The sequence below is a fragment of the Streptosporangium sp. NPDC051023 genome (assembly GCF_040689595.1).
Classification (GTDB): Bacteria; Actinomycetota; Actinomycetes; order Streptosporangiales; family Streptosporangiaceae; genus Streptosporangium.
Genome location: NZ_JBFBCE010000015.1, coordinates 104,135 through 120,143, shown reverse-complemented (window position 1 = coordinate 120,143; position 16,009 = coordinate 104,135). Strand labels below are relative to the sequence as shown.

14 protein-coding genes are annotated in these 16,009 nt (G+C 68.6%); 7 read left to right on the top strand and 7 right to left on the bottom strand.

The features are described from left to right. Positions 1-72 precede the first annotated feature (72 nt). The 3 genes from AB0395_RS12885 to AB0395_RS12875 all read left to right on the top strand — a co-directional run bounded on the left by AB0395_RS12885 (position 73) and on the right by AB0395_RS12875 (position 2,390). Positions 73-927, top strand: a complete 855-nt coding sequence (locus AB0395_RS12885) for an NAD(P)H-binding protein (protein WP_366280085.1) — start codon at positions 73-75, stop codon at positions 925-927. A gap of 319 nt (positions 928-1,246) precedes the next feature. Beyond that, positions 1,247-1,879 carry a DUF1524 domain-containing protein gene (locus AB0395_RS12880; RefSeq protein WP_366280083.1) on the top strand — a complete coding sequence of 211 codons (633 nt, stop codon included), beginning with the start codon at positions 1,247-1,249 and terminating at the stop codon, positions 1,877-1,879. Between the two features lie 172 nt (positions 1,880-2,051). Further along, positions 2,052-2,390: a YciI family protein gene (locus AB0395_RS12875; protein WP_366280130.1), complete on the top strand. Its 339-nt coding sequence runs from the start codon at positions 2,052-2,054 to the stop codon at positions 2,388-2,390. Between the two features lie 108 nt (positions 2,391-2,498). Here the strand turns inward: AB0395_RS12875 and AB0395_RS12870 are convergent, their stop codons facing one another. Beyond that, positions 2,499-3,482, bottom strand: coding sequence for a helix-turn-helix domain-containing protein (locus AB0395_RS12870; RefSeq protein WP_366280082.1), 984 nt, complete (start codon positions 3,480-3,482; stop codon positions 2,499-2,501). 72 nt (positions 3,483-3,554) lie between these two features. Here AB0395_RS12870 and AB0395_RS12865 point away from each other — a divergent pair, with 72 nt between their 5' ends. Then, the gene (locus tag AB0395_RS12865; protein ID WP_366280079.1) at positions 3,555-4,466 is read left to right on the top strand and encodes an NAD-dependent epimerase; all 912 of its coding nucleotides are present in this window, start codon (positions 3,555-3,557) and stop codon (positions 4,464-4,466) included. 38 nt (positions 4,467-4,504) lie between these two features. Here AB0395_RS12865 and AB0395_RS12860 read toward each other — a convergent pair whose 3' ends face one another. After that, complete coding sequence (locus tag AB0395_RS12860; protein ID WP_366280077.1) at positions 4,505-7,096, bottom strand: S8 family serine peptidase; 2,592 nt, start codon at positions 7,094-7,096, stop codon at positions 4,505-4,507. Between the two features lie 957 nt (positions 7,097-8,053). Further along, on the bottom strand, positions 8,054-8,635 hold the full coding sequence (locus AB0395_RS12855; protein ID WP_366280075.1) for a TetR/AcrR family transcriptional regulator: 582 nt from the start codon (positions 8,633-8,635) through the stop codon (positions 8,054-8,056). Between the two features lie 160 nt (positions 8,636-8,795). Between AB0395_RS12855 and AB0395_RS12850 the strand changes: the two genes are divergently transcribed. Beyond that, complete coding sequence (locus tag AB0395_RS12850; RefSeq protein WP_366280073.1) at positions 8,796-9,626, top strand: virginiamycin B lyase; 831 nt, start codon at positions 8,796-8,798, stop codon at positions 9,624-9,626. Positions 9,627-9,759: 133 nt separating this feature from the next. Here AB0395_RS12850 and AB0395_RS12845 read toward each other — a convergent pair whose 3' ends face one another. Next, a complete protein-coding gene (locus AB0395_RS12845) occupies positions 9,760-10,113 on the bottom strand; it encodes a DUF5335 family protein (RefSeq protein ID WP_366280070.1) in 354 nt (117 codons plus the stop codon). Between the two features lie 1,253 nt (positions 10,114-11,366). Between AB0395_RS12845 and AB0395_RS12840 the strand changes: the two genes are divergently transcribed. After that, positions 11,367-13,922 carry a S8 family serine peptidase gene (locus AB0395_RS12840; protein ID WP_366280068.1) on the top strand — a complete coding sequence of 852 codons (2,556 nt, stop codon included), beginning with the start codon at positions 11,367-11,369 and terminating at the stop codon, positions 13,920-13,922. A gap of 127 nt (positions 13,923-14,049) precedes the next feature. Here AB0395_RS12840 and AB0395_RS12835 read toward each other — a convergent pair whose 3' ends face one another. The 3 genes from AB0395_RS12835 to AB0395_RS12825 are packed head-to-tail and all read right to left on the bottom strand — an operon-like array spanning position 14,050 to position 15,333. Continuing rightward, positions 14,050-14,262 (bottom strand): DUF397 domain-containing protein, encoded by a 213-nt coding sequence (locus AB0395_RS12835; protein ID WP_366280066.1) that lies wholly within the window; start codon positions 14,260-14,262, stop codon positions 14,050-14,052. Positions 14,263-14,299: 37 nt separating this feature from the next. Then, positions 14,300-14,512: a DUF397 domain-containing protein gene (locus AB0395_RS12830; RefSeq protein ID WP_366280063.1), complete on the bottom strand. Its 213-nt coding sequence runs from the start codon at positions 14,510-14,512 to the stop codon at positions 14,300-14,302. After that, positions 14,488-15,333: a helix-turn-helix transcriptional regulator gene (locus AB0395_RS12825; protein ID WP_366280060.1), complete on the bottom strand. Its 846-nt coding sequence runs from the start codon at positions 15,331-15,333 to the stop codon at positions 14,488-14,490. Before AB0395_RS12825 ends, AB0395_RS12830 begins: the two co-directional genes overlap by 25 nt. 188 nt (positions 15,334-15,521) lie before the next feature. Between AB0395_RS12825 and AB0395_RS12820 the strand changes: the two genes are divergently transcribed. Beyond that, positions 15,522-15,986, top strand: a complete 465-nt coding sequence (locus AB0395_RS12820; protein WP_366280058.1) for an ATP-binding protein — start codon at positions 15,522-15,524, stop codon at positions 15,984-15,986. Positions 15,987-16,009 lie beyond the last annotated feature (23 nt).

The following is a 16,009-nucleotide window of genomic DNA, read 5'->3' as shown; positions in this document are numbered from 1 at the left end:
GAACTCATATAATATGACTTTCAAATTAGATGTTATGGTTTCCATATTGTACGGCATGCGAAAGGATTTGACATGATCCTCGTCACCGGAGCCACGGGCACCATCGGCCGCCCCCTCGTGGACCTGCTCACCAGCGCGAACGTCAAGGTCCGCGCCGTCACCCGCACCCCCGAGCCCACCTCCCCGCCCGCCACGGCCGAGGTGGTGATCGGCGACCCGGCACAACCCGGCGCCCTCGCCCGGCACCTCGACGGGGTCACCGCGCTGTTCCTCCACCCGCGGGCCGTGGGCGATGCGGCGGCCGAGCTCGTAGCGCTGGCCAAGAAGCACGGAGTGCGGCGCGTGGTGGCGCTGTCGGCCGTCAACATCGACGAACCTCTCGACCGCCAGCCGTCGCGCTTCCGCGGCGACCGCAACAAGGAGGCGGAGGAGGCGGCCGTCGCCAGCGGCCTGGAGTGGACGAGCCTGCGCGCGTCGAGCTTCGCGGTCAACGCCCTGATCAGCTGGGGCGGCCAGATCATGGCAGGCGACGTGGTCCGCGGCCCGTACGCCGGCTTCGCCGAGACGCCGATCCACGAGCACGACATCGCGGCGGTGGCGGCCCACGCCCTACTGACCGACGACCTGGTGAATCAGCGCGCGTACCTGACCGGGCCGCAAGCGCTCACCCACGCGGGCATGGTGGAGATCATCGGCGAGGTCATCGGCAGGCCGCTGACCTACACGGAGATCCCGCCGGAGGCCGCCGCCCAGGGTCTGACCGCCCGCGGCCTGCCCGAGCCCTTCGTCGCGGCGCTCATGGCACGGTACGCCCGGGACCTGGCCAGGCCGACCCGTCCCACGGACGACGTGGAGAAGATCCTCGGCCGTCCGGCTCACACCTTCGCCGCCTGGGCCGAAGAGCACGCATCGGGGTTCGGGGGCTGAAAAGCACGGACAGAGCCCTCCAGTCGGGTTCGTGTCAAGGTGACAGGAGAGGATATTTCGCGGAAATGGCCGTTCATCAGATTTTCGCAGTCCATTCGATAAAGGGAATGCCATCTGGTCGGCGCCTTTTCCTGACATCGGCACAGCTGGGGAGTGGTTGTCGCACGGGTTAGCGGCATGATCCGACTAATCGCCCTCCGTCTCGTCGTCAAACCCTGATATTTGTACGTTTATTGCGGTTTGAGAAGTTCCGTCTGTTCCTGCCTCGTAAAGCCCAGGCCCTCCGACTGGCCGAGGCGGGCAACAGAAGGGGCCACTCGTGAAACGAGTCGTCACCGCGGTTCTGGCCGCCCTCGCCGCGATCGTCCTCACCTCGACCCTGACCACCGGGACGGCATGGGCGACCCCGCCCAACATCCCCTCCGCGTCCACCGCCGCCGCCAGGCTCGCCACGCTCACCGTCGCGAGCGAGTCGCACCAGTCCACCTACAGCCGCAGCCTGTTCCCCCACTGGATCACCATCAGCGGCTCGTGCGACACCAGGGAGACCGTGCTCAAGCGGGACGGCGTCGGCGTGGTCGTCAACTCCAGCTGCTCCGCCACCTCCGGCAGCTGGTACTCCCCGTACGACGGCGCCACCTGGACCGCCGCGAGCGACATCGACATCGACCACATGGTGCCGCTCGCCGAGGCCTGGCGGTCCGGGGCGTGGGCGTGGACCACCGCCCAGCGGCAGACCTACGCCAACGACCTGGGCGGGCCCGAGCTGTGGGCCGTGACCGACAACGTCAACCAGCAGAAGAGCGACCAGGACCCCTCGACCTGGCAGCCGTCCCTCGGCTCCTTCCGCTGCACCTACGCCAGGGCCTGGATCCAGGTGAAGTGGTACTACAGCCTGACTCTCCAGAGCTCGGAGAAAACCGCCCTTGAGGGCATGCTCGCCACCTGCTGACCTTTCTCGTTTTTCACGGTCGTACGGCCACCGTTCCCGGCACGGGGCGGTGGCTGTTCCGGTTCACTGATTTCCGTCGGCCCAGTCGAGATATCGTCTGCTGCTCCGACGTTTCCAGTGAACGGGTGCCCGCGTGGGCGCCGTGACGATGAGGAGTGAAGCCGTGAAATACATGCTGCTGATCTACAACAACCCCGAGACCTGGGGGGCCCTGTCCGACCAGGAGCGTGACGGTGTGATCGGCGAGGCCAACGCGCTCATGGCGGAGCTCACCGAATCAGGGGAGTGGGTCAGCGGGGAGGCCCTGGCCGACCTGGCGCAGAGCAGGACCGTCCGGGTGCGCGACGGCGTCCCGGTGACGACGGACGGCCCCTTCGTCGAGGCCAAGGAGTACCTCGCGGGCATCTGTATCATCAGGTGCGAGACCGAGGAGCGCGCCCTGGACATCGCCGCCCGCTGGCCCGACGCCAAGCTTTGCGCGATGGAGCTCCGGCCGATCCTGGGTCCCTAGGACCGGACACGGGCCGGACCGCTCGCATCACCGGGTCGGGCGCCGCGTGCCGGCCCCGATCCGTAGGGCGCTCACCCGTGCGAGTCGCGGGTGTCACGGCCGCGAGGTCTACGGCCCCGTCCTCGTGGTGTGGGTGCTCCGCCGGTCACCGCCCGCCGTCCGGCGGAAGCTCGCGCGGTAGGCGGTGGGCGTGAGCCGCACCCGGTCGACCAGATGCTTGCGCAGGGAGTCGGCGCTGCCCAGCCCGCTCCGCCAGGCGACCTGGTCCATCGGCAGGTCGGTGGTCTCCAGCAGCTCGCGCGCCCGGTCGATCCGCTGGTGCAGCAGCCACTGCAGCGGGCTGAGCCCGGTCTCCGCGTGGAAGCGCCGGGTCAGGGTCCGCACGCTGGTTCCGGCGTGCCCGGCCAGGTCCTTCAGAGTCAGCGGGCGGTCGAGGAGTTCCAGCGCCCATGCCCTCGTCGCGGCCAGCGAGGTGCCGCGCTCCGGCGGCAGCGGCGTCTGGATGAACTGGGCCTGACCGCCCGGCCGTACCGGTGAGACGACCGTCGCCCTGGCCGCGGCGTTGGCGGCGGCCGAACCGTGGTCGAGCCGGATGAGGTGCAGGCACAGGTCGATGGCGGCGGCCGCGCCCGCGGAGGTCAGCACCTGGCCGTCGTCGACGTAGAGCACGTCGGGCCGTACGTCGATCGCCGGGTGGCGGGCGGCCAGCTCGGCGGTCAGGCCCCAGTGGGTGGTCGCGGGGCGGCCGTCCAGCAGGCCCGCCTGCGCCAGCACGAAGGCCCCGGTGCACAGCGAGACGATCCGCGTCCCGGCCGCCGCCGCCTCCCTGAGCGCCTCCAGCACGTCGGGGTCGGCCTGCTCGCCGCCGCTGCCGACCACCATCACGGTGTCGGCCTCGCGCACCGCCTCCAGGCCGTGGGGGATGAGGAGGCCGGGGCCGCCGACCGTGGCCGTCATGCCGGGCTCGGCCGCACAGGCCCGGATCGCGTAGCCGGGGACGCCGCCGACCTCGACGCTGTCGAAGACCATGTACGGGATGGAGACGTCGAAGCCCATGACGGGCGGCACGACGACGAGCGTGATGCGATGCACTGGCCAGATCCTCCGGATACGTGGCATTCAGGCCACTGCTGACAGCTTAGGCCCGCCGTGCAAGGTGTGGTCATGACTTTTCATGTGATCACCGGGCGGGGCGCCGCCGGATCCCGCACCGCCCTGTTGCTGGCCGAGGACGGCGAGCGCGTCAAGATCGTCAGCAGGAGCGGCGGCGGCCCCGACCACCCGCTCATCGAGCGGATCGCCGCCGACGTCACCGACGCCGACCGGCTGACCGGGCTGCTGGAGGGCGCGGCCACGCTGTTCTCCTGCGCCGCGCCGCCGTACCACCGCTGGGTCCAGGAGTTCCCGGCGCTGGCGACCGGGACGCTGACGGCCGTACGGCGCACCGGCACGCCCCTCGTCATGCTGGGCAACCTCTACGCCTACGGCCTGGTCGAGGGGCCCGTGAGTCCGGGGCTGCCGCTGCGGGCGACCGGCCCCAAGGGGCGTCTCAGGGCGCGTATCTGGGAGGAGGCCGCCGCCTCGGGGGCCCAGGTGACCGAGGTGCGGGCCGGGCAGTTCTACGGCGCGGGCGCGGTGTCCGTCTTCAGCCTCCTGGTGCAGTCGCAGGTGCTGGCGGGCGCGCTCTCCCTTGTGCCCCAGGAGCTCGACCTGCCACACAGCTACTCGTCCATTGGAGACACGGCCCGCACGCTGGTCGCCGCGAGCCGTGACGAGCGGGCCTGGGGGCGGGCCTGGCACGTTCCGGTCGTCACGCCGTCGGTCCGTGAACTGGCCGTCCGGCTGACCGAGCTGGCCGGTGCGCCCAGGCCCCGCCTGGAGAAGCTGACCGAGCGCGACGTGGCCCTGCTCGCGCTGACCGACCCGTTCTGGGCCGAGCTCCACGAGGTGCTGTACACGCCCGGCCTGCCGTACGTCTCCGACTTCACCGAGACCGAGAAGATTCTCGGCGTCATGCCCACCCCGGTCGACGAGGTGCTGGCCGAGGTGCTCCAACGGCCCCCGGTGAACATCTGAGGGAGAGCGCGCCCGGTGGGCCGTTGGAATCGATCGTCTTAGGGAGCCAGGATGTCGTCGATCGCGGCGTGCAGGTTCGGCTGCGGGCCGATGTGGTGGGGGTCACCGGCGGGCTGCGCCGTGCCGGTCAGCTTGAGGGTGTCGCGCACCTGGGCCGGGGTGAGCACCCCGCCCGCCGCCTTGGCCACGCCCTGGAGGTCGGCCACCACCCCGGCCATGATGGCGCTGGCGCCGGAGGTGCCGCCGAAGGAACTGATGTACATCTTGTTGGGATCGGTCTCCGACGGGCTCAGGTCCTGCCAGCCGGGAGCCCCCAGGGTTGCCCCGCACGTGCCGTAGGCCTGGACGTCCACGCGCGAGCCGTACGTCGAGAACGACAGCGCGGTCCGCTCGGCGGGAAGGGGCAACCCGGTGCAGTTCGTCCCGCCGGGGCTCGGCGGCGCTCCCGCCCCGACCATGAGGGCGCCGGAGTCGGGGCGGCCCATGACGGTGACGGCGTAGGCGTCGTTCGGGTCGTCGAGGTTGTTGCCGCCGTTGCCCGCGGCCTCGACCACGGTCACTCCGGCCGCGACGGCCAGCACCGTCTGGTCGTAGATGCTGCTCTCCACCTCCCACGGATACCAGGGGCCGGAGTTGCCGTCGGGCGTTATCGCGCTCTCGTACAGGATCACGTCGCCCGGCCCGGAGTGCGCGGTCGCGTAGGCGACGGAGTCGGGGGTGTCGGTGCCGGTCAGGTGCAGGGTGGCGTGCGGCGCGATGCCCGCCATGCCGGCCCCGTTGTCGTCCTGGGCGCCGATGATCCCGGCGACGGCGGTGCCGTGGTGAACCGGGAGGTCGTTGGCGCACGGGTCGCCGAACATGGTCGGCAGCTGGACCACCTGGCCGGTCGCGACCCGCCCGGCCAGCTCCTCGTGACACAGGTTCCACGCGCTGACCACTCCGCTCAGCGGAGTCGGGCTGGTCCGGGAGGTGGTGGTGCCGTCGCCGAGCCGTCCGCTGCCGTTGGCGCCCCAGACGTGGAACACCGGGCCGACCTTGCTGATGGTGTGCGCCAGGCCCGCCGCGATCGTGTCGGCGGACACGGAGAGCGCGACGGGCGTGGTGGAGTCGGTGGTGGTGCCGTTGCCGAGCTGACCCTGGGCGTTGTCACCCCAGGCGTACGTCGCCAAGGCCGAACCGGTCGGCGTCGTCGTCGTGGCCGTGCTGTGCAGGGAGCCCGCGGAGATGCCGCTGACGCCGGTCAGGCCGGACACCGCGATCGGGGTCTTCCTGTCGACGAGGGTGCCGTTGCCGATCTGGCCCTGGGAGTTGTCGCCCCACGCCTTGACCGTGCCGCCGGAGATCAGTGCGAGCACGTGGTCGGCGCGGCTGCTGACCTGGGTGACGCCGCTCAGGCCGAAGGCGGTGACCGGGGTCGGGCTGTCGACGGTGCTGCCGTTGCCGAGCTGGCCCTGGCTGTTGTCGCCCCACGTCTTGACCGTGCCGCCGGACAGCAGGGCGACGGAGTGGGCGGTGCCCGCCGCGACGCTGCCGACCGCGGTGGACACACCCGTCAGGCTGGGAACGAGGGTCGCGGTCGAGGAGTCGGCGGTTCCGTAACCGAGCTGGCGCTGGCTGTTGTCGCCCCACGCCTTGACGGTGCCGTTCGACAGCACGGCCAGGACGTGACCCGCGCCCGCGCTCACCCCCACCGCGTTGGTGATCCCGGTCACCTGGACCGGGGTCGTACTGTCGACGGTGGTGCCGTTGCCGAGCTGGCCCTGGCTGTTGTCGCCCCACGCCCACACGGTGCCGTCGCTCTTCAGCGCGACCGAGAAGCCGTTGCCCGCGGAGACGGCGCTGATGCCGGTCAGGGTGGGGATCCGCACCGGGACCTTCTTGGTCGTGGTGTTGCCGATGCCGAGCTGGCCCTGGGCGTTGTCGCCCCACGCCCACACCTCCCCGGCCCCCGAGCCGCCCCACGCCAGCATCAGCGAGTGGTCGTCGCCCGCGGAGATCGTCTGCGCCCCGTAGCTCGGCACCAGCGAGCTCTGCACCTCGAGGTCGGTGACGGTGATGCCGTCGCCCTTGCCGCCGGGCTGCGCGTTGGCGTAGTCGGCGTCGACCCCTCCGCCCAGGATGGAGACGGCCGGGTTGCGATACGTCTGGTTCGAGCTCAACGGCTCGGTGGGGGACGCCAGAATCGGCTTGGCCTGGGCGATCTCCACCGACGGCAGGGCGTTCAGGTCGCCCAGCAGCGACTCGATGCCCTCGGGCACGGTGACGACGAACCAGGAGTTCAGGTCGGGCAGCTCGCGGCCGGTCTTCTTCTCCAGCTGAACCCGTTGCTGGGTGACCTTCGTCTCGGGCGCGGACGACAGCGGCCTGATGGCGGCGCCCTTGTACTTGGCCAGCACCCGCTGGATCTCGGAGGCGTCGGCCTCCTTTGCCGCGACCAGTTTCCGGTCGCGCAGCCGTACGGCCTGCTCCGGCTTGAACTTCACCGACAGCTGGGTTCTGGAGAACCCTTTGGGAAGCGGCCCGTGCGTGCCCGGCGCGATCCCCTTCTCCTTGCTGTGGTCGTAGGCCGGAGCCGGTTCGGCCGAGGCCGGTCCCGCCGAGACCAGACCCGACAGCGTGCCGACGGTCACGGCGAGCACGGCCGCGGCGAGCCGACGCAGCGAGGGTCGAACTTTTTCAAAATTATGAAAATGAGAGCTGACTGGCACCAAATTCTCCCACGGTGTCTTTGTCGGCGTGCGAGTTCGGTGTCTTACGGTCAGTGACCCCGGGCATGCCGAACAGCGGAGGCATGTTCCGGGGAGCACATTGTTCCGAGGCGTCGCCGCCACGGGAAGACCCATTGCTCGCACAATCGACATGTGTCATGAGAACAACAGACGCGACGGGTCAGCATAGGCCGAAAACCCATGTAAAAATCAACCGCAGAAGCAATTTACACGTACCGGCATTAGGTGAACGCGCGGAGTCATTACGCCGATTCACGGCAGGGGCGGCCTGTCGGCCGGGAGCTGATTTCCGTGTGCTTGACAGTGGTTGGAGAACGTCGTAGAAATGACGGCCCTCCGACGTCCGGCCGCTCGCCGCGTCCGGTGTCCACTCGGTCGTCATGTCTCGTCATTCTGTGACAAGGGCGGTTCCGTAGCCCGCGCCGACTGCTTCCGGTGCCCTGGAAGGGGGGAGCACGTGTTCTCCCGGAGAAAGCGAGTGCCTCGCGAGGCGGTGACTTCCGGCATGAGCCAAAGCCGGGCGAACAATCGGTGAAATGGAGTCGCGGGGAAGTCGTGTCCGACGTCCCTCATCGTGTGGAAAACGTCCTTGCCGCACCCCGTGGGGGAATTCCGTGGCTGTCAAGGTATGAATGTGAGGCGGTTGCGGCCGGGGGCGCCCATCTGCGTGAGCGTCGAACCGGATACCGTTCGCGAAATCCTGGAAACACGGAGTGATCGCGTCGCGGGGAAACGCGGAAAGACAATGACGTGCGGTGACGAGGTGCCCGACGCCTCGTTCGACGTGTGCTGGTTGTGCGGACTCCTGATCGTCACGGCGTGGATCGGCCGGCCGTGGACGACGACCGGCCGAGACGGCTAGATGACGCCCGCGCGGGCGGCGGCGGCAGCGGCGTCGGCCGCGCGTACCGCGTCGCGTTCGGTGACCGGCTCGTGGGTGATGAACAGCCGGTAGTAGATCGGGGCGACGGCCATCCTGATCACCTCGACGCCGTCCGTGTCCGCCGGCACCTCGCCCCGCTCGACGGCTCGTCGCACCACTTCGGCCGCCTGCTCGTGGCGGGCCATGAAGTAGTCGTGCAGGAATCGCGCGGCGCTGCTGTTCTGTACGGCCGCCGTCACGAACGCGGCGGAGATCTTCCCGGCGACGGGATCGGCGAACCCGCTCCGCACCAGCCCGACGATCTCCCGCAGATCATCCTGGAAGGAGCCGGTGTCGGGTATCGGCCACGGCTCCTCACGCGCGAGATCCAGCGCGTCGGCGATCAGCCCCTCCACGCTCCCCCAGCGGCGGTACACGGTCGTCTTGTGGACGCCTGAGCGGATCGCGACGTTCTCCACCGTCAGTCCGTTGTAGCCGTGTTCGGCCAGCTCGGCGAGGGTCGCCTGCCGTACGGCGTCGCCCACGCGAGCGCTGCGACCACCGGGACGCTGCTCCAAAATCTACTCCAGTTGCGTTAAGCCTCGTTGCTCTGTTAGCTTAATGCTACAAAAGTTGCAATTTTCGATCTGGTCTGACCACGCAGCTCTCCCTCAAGCACGACCGGGCGCTGCGACGCCGTTTCACCGGCGCGAAGATCTCACTTTCAGGGGGCTACGTATGTTGATCAATGGTTCTCCTTACGGCGTCGTCACCGGTTCCGACGGCGCGCTGTGGTTCACGCTCGTCCATCAGGGACAGATCGGGCGGGTCGTGCCGGGTGAGGAGCCCACGATCTTCCAGCTCGATCCTGCCGACGGCCAGCCCACGGTGATCACTGTGGGGCACGACGGATCGTTGTGGTACACGGAGTTCGCCGGTGGCCGGATCGGGCGGATCACCCTGGACGGCACGATCACCGCCTTCGAGGTGAAGTCGCCGTACGGCATCGCCGCCGGTCCCGACGGGGCCATGTGGTTCACGCAGCTCCGGGGTGACCGGATCGGACGCATCACCGCGGCGGGCGAGGTCACCCTCCACCCGCTGCCCACCGAAGGCGCGATGCCGTCGGCGATCGCGGCAGGGTCTGACGGCGCGCTCTGGTTCACCCTCAACCAGGGCAACGCGATCGGCCGCATCACCGTCGACGGCGAGGTGACGCAGTACGCGCTGTCCACGCCGGACGCCGCTCCGGTGGGCATCTGCGCCGGACCGGATGAGGCGCTGTGGTTCGTGGAGATCGGCGCGGGCCAGGTGGGCCGGATCGACACCTCCGGTGCGATCAGCGAGTTCCCGCTGCCTGACCGCGCCGCCAGGCCGCACGCCATCGTGACCGGCCGGGACGGTGCTCTCTGGTTCACCGAGTGGGGCATCGGCAAGCTGGGCCGCATCACCACCGAGGGCAAGATCGAGGAGTATCCGCTGGAGGGCGCCGAACCCCACGGGCTCACGGTCGGACCCGACGGCGCGATCTGGGTCGCGATGGAGTCAGGGGCCCTGGTGCGGAGTTGAGCAGCCGACCTGGCCGCTGATGGGCGGCCCCGCCGTGGGGTCTTCGTTCGTCGACACAGCAGTCGATGATCGCGGCGGCCGTTCGTGTTCCTGCTCGCCTCCACCGGCAAGATCGCGGTCTACGGCTGGAGTGCTAGGCGGCGCGGTGGATGGTGATGATCGTATGCGTGCCGCCCGTGTCGATGATGTCGAAGGCCCGGGGCGTGTCCGGCGACACGACGTCGGTGAGGATCCTCTGCGGGTGCTCGACGCCGTGGCGGAGCACCACCGGATAGCGTCCGTCGCGCCCGCCCACTCCCACCGAGAAGATGTCGTCCTTGTCGTCGTACTCGATGTAGGCCAGCGGAAGCCTCTCGGTCTGCACCTGGTCGCCGAACCCCTGGTCCAGCACCTCTATGGTCACCTCTGAGCCCTCGTACTGCCTGGACAGGCTGTCCAAGAACGGGCGCCACTCCTCGCGCGGCACCTCGGAGTGTTCCTGAGTCATCTGACAGCTCCTTCCCTGCGGAGACGACCGGCCAGGGGTGATCGAGCCTCCCGGCGATCTCCTTCTCATCCTGGCCGGAGCCCGGCCGCCGGACATCACACGTTCAGGTAGGAAACCCCCACTACCTCGGCGGGCACACGCTCCGGCCGTGCCGTTCGGCGGCCTCTTCGCGTGGCTGACGACGAGCGCCTCACAGAGCGCCGATCCAGTCCGCCTCGGTACCGGTCAGCCGGTGCCATTCGGCGGCAACCCCCTCGGGATCCATGTCGCTGGCCGTACGCATTCACATCGCGGTGTCGTCTGTCTCGGCACCGAACTCCAGCATGGTTCGGGGAGATCCGGTCCGCTGTCCATCGATGCGGGCCGACCGGCGCGCCATTGTCTTTCCCGTGTTTCCTTCGACACATTCACTCTGTGTTTCCGCGGTCTTCCGAACGGTGTCCGGTGTGGTGTGCGGATAAACGAGAGCCCTGGTCACCGCTGTGTCGCATTCGTGCCCTGAGAATTACGGCGTCCGCCGTCGTGGTGCGACGATGGTGCCTTCCGCAGGGTGAGGGCCGTCGGGGTGCACTCCTTCCGGCTTTGTTTCGCCGAGTGTTTCACTCTGCTCCATCTCGTATGGAAAGTCGCCATCTTGGATGAATGTCCTATTCTCCCAGGGAGTGAGTGGTCCGCGCACACCCTCCGCGGAGGTGGAATCAGCTGGAAATCTGTCGCGGGAGCTGCCCTTCCCACAGCGTGATGGCGCACCACGACCGGGCGGACGTGGAGCGCGGCGGGCGGCCGGGCATCGGGGGGCCGTCATCTCTATGACGTTTCCCGGCCACTGTCAAGCGTGTGGGGATTAGCTTTCAGCTGAAGAGGTGACTCTTTCGAAAATCGTTGAAATAACTCCCCGCATTCACTTAATGGCCGATCGCATAAATCGCTTCAACGGTTGATTTTCAAGCGGGTGATCAGTCTATGCTGACTCGTCGGGTCTGTTGTTTTCAGACACATTTCGACGGTGCGGGTAACGGGGACTTCCGGCGGCTGCGATACGTCGGATCGATGTGCTCAGGGAGGCGTGCCGCCGCTTTTCGGCATACCCGGAGTCACTCGTTGTAAGACTCCGGACCCGTGCGTCGCGAAAGGCGTCAGAGGAGAATTCGTTGCCACTTCACTCCAATGCCTCGGATCGCGGAAGGTCTCGATCATCACGACGGCGAATCGCCGCGGCGATACTCGCCGTAACCGTCGGCACATTGACAAGCATGATCTCGACCGGACCGGCCTCGGCCGAGCCGGCCCCGGCCTACGACCACAGCAAGGACAAGGGCATCGCGCCGGGCACACACGGGCCGCTTCCCAAAGGATTCTCCACGACCCAGCTCTCGGTGAAGTTCAAGTCCGACCGGGCCGTACGGATTCACGAGCAGAAGCTGGTCGCACAGAACACCGCCGACGCCTCCGAGATCCAGCAGGTGCTGGCGAAGTACAAGGGCGCGTCGATCAGGCCCCTGTCGTCCACGCCCGAGACGGAGGTCACCGAGCAGCGGCTCCAGCTGGAGAAGCGGACCGGCCGCGAGCTGCCCGACCTGAACTCGTGGTTCGTCGTCACCGTGCCCAAGGGCATCGAGTCGCTGCTGAGCGACCTCAACGCCCTGCCCTCGGTGGAGATCGCCCAGGCCAGGACGCTCCCGGTCGCTGCCACCGAGCCACTGCGCTCGCACCAGAAGTACCGCAACGCGATCGGCTCCGTCCAGGGAGGGGGCATCAACGCCGACTACGCCAACGCGCAGCCCGGTGGCAAGGGCGACGGCATCACCGTCACCGACATCGAGTACCAGGCCATGCTGGTCCCGGAGTACGGGCCGCAGAAGGTCGCCGCGGGTGACGACCACTCGCTGATGCTGGCGTGGAACGCGTCAGGCGGTGAGGTGTGGGCGTGGGGCGACAACGCCCAGGGCCAGCTCGGTCTGGGTCACACCACGGTCAGGAAGGTTCCGGCACGGGTCCCCGGCATGACCGGGGTCACCACCGTCTCCGCCGGTAACGGCTACTCGGTCGCGCTGAAGTCCGACGGCACCGTGTGGGCGTGGGGCGACAACAGCCAGGGCCAGCTCGGCAACGGCACCACCACCGACAGCTCGGTCCCGGTGCAGGTCGCCGGGATCTCCACCGCGGTGGGCATCAGCGCGGGCCCCGGTCACGTCCTGGCCGTCATGTCGGACGGCACCGTCAGGGCATGGGGCGACAACAGCCAGCGCCAGCTCGGCTACGGAACCATGGACTCCTCGCTCGCGCTCACCGTCCCCGGGCTCACGGGCGTGTCCACCGCGTTCGGCTCGGTCGCGGCGGGGGCGGCCCACTCCGTCGCCGTGCTCGCCACCGGCACGGTCAAGGCCTGGGGCGACAACAGCCAGGGGCAGCTCGGCGACGGCACCACCACCGACCGGATCTCCCCGGTCACCGTGTCCGGCCTGACCAACGTCAGCCAGGTCAGCAGCCGCGGCGAACACGTGCTCGCCCTGGTCTCCGGCGGCACGGTCAAGGCCTGGGGCGACAACAGCCAGGGCCAGCTCGGCGACGGCACCCTCACCGACAGGAAGACCCCGGTCTCGGTTTCCGGCCTGACCAACGTCAGCCAGGTGGCCGCCGGTTCCCTGCACAGCGCCGCCACGACGTCGTCGCTCACCTCGACGACCTATACCTGGGGTGACAACGCCCAGGGGCAGCTCGGCAACGGCACAACCACCGACTCCACCACACCCGTCGCGCTCTCCCTGGGCGCCGAGTCGATCGCGGTGGGCACGGCGCACAACGTCGCCAAGCTCAGCCAGTGGTTCCACGCATGGGGCGCCAACGGCAGCGGGCGGCTGGGTGACGGCACCACCACGGCTCGGACCAGCCCGGTCCAGCTCAGCGGGGCGCTGACCCGGTGGAACCAGTGTCATGAGGACCTGGCCGGGCGCGTCGCGACCGGCGCGGTGCTTCAGGTGCCGCCCATGTTCGGCGACCTGTGCGCCAACGACGTCACGATCTATCACGGTACCGCCGTCGCCGGGATCATCGGCGCCCAGGACGACAACGGACTCGGCATGGCGGGCATCGCACCGCACGCCACGCTGCACCTGGGCGGCGAGCAGACTCCCGACACCGTCGCCTACGCCACCGCGCACTCCAACCCGGGCGACGTGATCCTGTTCGAGCTCGCGGTGATACCCGACGGCACCTCCGGCCCCTGGTACCCGTGGGAGGTGGACAGCAGCATCTACGACCAGACGGTGCTGGCCACCGCTGCCGGGGTGACCGTGGTCGAGGCCGCGGGTAACGGCGGCAACAACCTCGACGACCCGACCGACACCTACGCCACCACCATCATGGGCCGTCCCGACTCCGGTGCCGTCGTCGTCGGGGCGGGAGCGCCGCCCAGCCCCGGCGGGACGAACTGCCTGGGATCCACCCCGCCCGCCGAGCGGACCGCGCTGTCGTTCTCGACGTACGGCTCGCGCGTCGACGTCCAGGCCTACGGCTCATGCGTGGCGACCCTGGGCATCCCCGGCTCGCAGGACCTGACCCCGTCGGAGACCAACCCGAACAAGATGTACACCGGTTACTTCAACGGCACCTCCAGCGCCAGCGCCATCGTGGCTGGCGCGGTGACGGCCCTCCAGGGAGTGGCCAAGAACGCGGGCGCGGTGCTCACCCCGGCCCAGGTCCGCTCGACCCTCAAACTGACCGGTACGGCACAGCCCACCGGCGACCCCCACCACATCGGCCCGCAACCGAACCTGCAGGCGGCGGTCGACGACGTCCTGACGCCCTAGGACGATTGATTCCAACGGGGTAGCCGCGGGAGGACGCGGCTGCCCCGACAGAAAGCCGCCAGAAAGGAGCCGGTCCCCGTCCGTGAGGGGCGGGGACCGGCTCTGTCGTCCTGTGCTGGGGTGTGCGTCAGCCGAAGGCGCCGGCCTTGACGCCGTCGATGAAGGTGTCCCAGGTGGTGGGGGTGAACAGGAGGGCGGGGGCGGTGGGGTTCTTGCTGTCGCGGACGCCGATGTGTCCGCCGGTGAGCCGGGCGATCTCGACGCAGTTGGTGCCGTCGCTTCCGGAGAGGGTGGACTTTCGCCACGTGGCCGTGCTCAGTTCCTGTCGCAGGTCGTCCATGTCTGGATTTTCTCCTCGATCAGGTCATGGGACTGAGTCAGTCGAACTGGCCGTTCTTGACGGCCCCGATGAAGGCGCTCCAATCGGCGGAGGTGAACAGGAGCGCCGGACCGGTGGGGTTCTTGCTGTCGCGGACGCCGACGTGTCCGCCGGAGAGTCGGGCGATCTCGACGCAGTCGGTGCCGTCGCTTCCGGAGAGGGTGGACTTGCGCCAGGTAGCCGTGCTCAGTTCCCGCTGCAGGTCGTCCATCGTCGCATCTTCTCCTTGATCAGGATCAGTGACTCGCGCTGGGACAGGGCTTCGGCGCGGATCGCGTCGTATCTCAATGCTAGTGAGCTGACGTCATCCGGTCTGCCCGTCACCCGGACCGAGATCCCCGCCGAGTCGATGTAGGCCGTGTCGGGCTCTCCCGGTGCCGTCGCGATGACGAAGGCTCCGATGAGGCCAATGGCACTGTAGGCGCTCCATGGCACGATCTGGATGGTGATCCGCGAAGAACTCGCGGTTTCGGCGAGGTGGCCGAGCTGGGCGGCCATCACGCTGGGACTTCCAATGGGGCGATCGAGAACTCCTTCGTCCAGGAGCACCCACCACACGGGAGGTGACGTGCGGCGGAGGATGTTCTGGCGTTCCATCCGCGCGGTTGTGCGTTCCTCGATCTGTTCGGGTGTCGCGAGCGGCTCGGTGGACAGCACGGCTCTCGCGTAGTCCTCTGTCTGAAGCAGCCCAGGAACGATCACGGGTTGCCACGTCCGCAGGGTGTCCGCCTCTCGTTCGATCTCCAGCCATGACCGGTACCACGTCGGCAACTGCTTGGACACGTTGTCGAGCATCGCCCAGAGGCTGGAGAGTGCCCCGTCGAGTTTGAGGGCGGAGTCCATGCTGCAGGCGAGCTCCGGGGTCGGTCCCCGGTTCCCGTTCTCCAGCATGCTGATCTGGCTGATCGACCAGCCTGTCAGGGCCGCCAGCGTTTTTTGTGACATTCGTGCGGCATTTCGGTGCCTGCGAAGCTCTGCACCGAATTGCACCCTCGGTGAGATGTTCGGGTCGAAGCTGATGGGGGTGGTCACTGGCCTCTCCTCGCGGTGGCCGGGCGGAGTACACGGAGCTGTGTAAGAAAGGTGTATTCGATCCGCTACCGAGCGTAGTCGCTTTCTGGGACTCTTTGAAGGGCGGGACGCAAAAAGACAGGCCGTGGACCGCGAACTCGGGTGAATTCATGAGACGGGCTGCCGATGCGCGACGAAGGGCTTTTGGCATGGAACCGAAAAAGCTCGGAGAGGTCTTTCTGGAGAGCGCTCAGGAATCGGTTCGGCGGGCGCGGGGCGAGGTGCGAGCCTTTCTCGGTGTGGACCATCCCCTGCTGGAGGATGTCGTGCAGGTGGTGTCCGAACTCGTGGCCAACGCCGTCGAGCACGCCGATCGGCGACGTGCCGGAGACCTGGTCGGACTGACCCTCACGGAGACGGCCGGGCTGGTCCACGTGGAGGTCTCCGACCCCGGATCGCTCCTCAGTGCGCCGTACATCCCCGAAGGGGAGACCCCGATGGCGGAGAGCGGCCGTGGCCTGCTCATCGTCGACCGGATCTGCGGTGGCAGGTGGGGCGTCCGCGAGCGGCCGGAAGGCCGGGGCAGGACCGTGTGGTGCGCCGTGCCCGGCGGCGAACGGCCCCCTTCCGCCGAGGAGACGGCCCAGCGGCTGGAAAGCCTCTCGCGGGGGTGAATTCGCGCGGGGAATGACTCCCC

What these genes read in the sequence shown, in the direction of transcription:
- AB0395_RS12885 (WP_366280085.1), top strand. Translation starts at nt 73, where the DNA reads ATGATCCTCGTCACCGGAGCCACGGGCACCATCGGCCGCCCCCTCGTG.
- AB0395_RS12875 (WP_366280130.1), top strand. Translation starts at nt 2,052, where the DNA reads ATGCTGCTGATCTACAACAACCCCGAGACCTGGGGGGCCCTGTCCGAC.
- AB0395_RS12865 (WP_366280079.1), top strand. Translation starts at nt 3,555, where the DNA reads ATGACTTTTCATGTGATCACCGGGCGGGGCGCCGCCGGATCCCGCACC.
- AB0395_RS12850 (WP_366280073.1), top strand. Translation starts at nt 8,796, where the DNA reads ATGTTGATCAATGGTTCTCCTTACGGCGTCGTCACCGGTTCCGACGGC.
- AB0395_RS12845 (WP_366280070.1), bottom strand. Translation starts at nt 10,113, where the DNA reads ATGACTCAGGAACACTCCGAGGTGCCGCGCGAGGAGTGGCGCCCGTTC.
- AB0395_RS12840 (WP_366280068.1), top strand. Translation starts at nt 11,367, where the DNA reads ATGATCTCGACCGGACCGGCCTCGGCCGAGCCGGCCCCGGCCTACGAC.
- AB0395_RS12835 (WP_366280066.1), bottom strand. Translation starts at nt 14,262, where the DNA reads ATGGACGACCTGCGACAGGAACTGAGCACGGCCACGTGGCGAAAGTCC.
- AB0395_RS12830 (WP_366280063.1), bottom strand. Translation starts at nt 14,512, where the DNA reads ATGGACGACCTGCAGCGGGAACTGAGCACGGCTACCTGGCGCAAGTCC.
- AB0395_RS12820 (WP_366280058.1), top strand. Translation starts at nt 15,522, where the DNA reads ATGGAACCGAAAAAGCTCGGAGAGGTCTTTCTGGAGAGCGCTCAGGAA.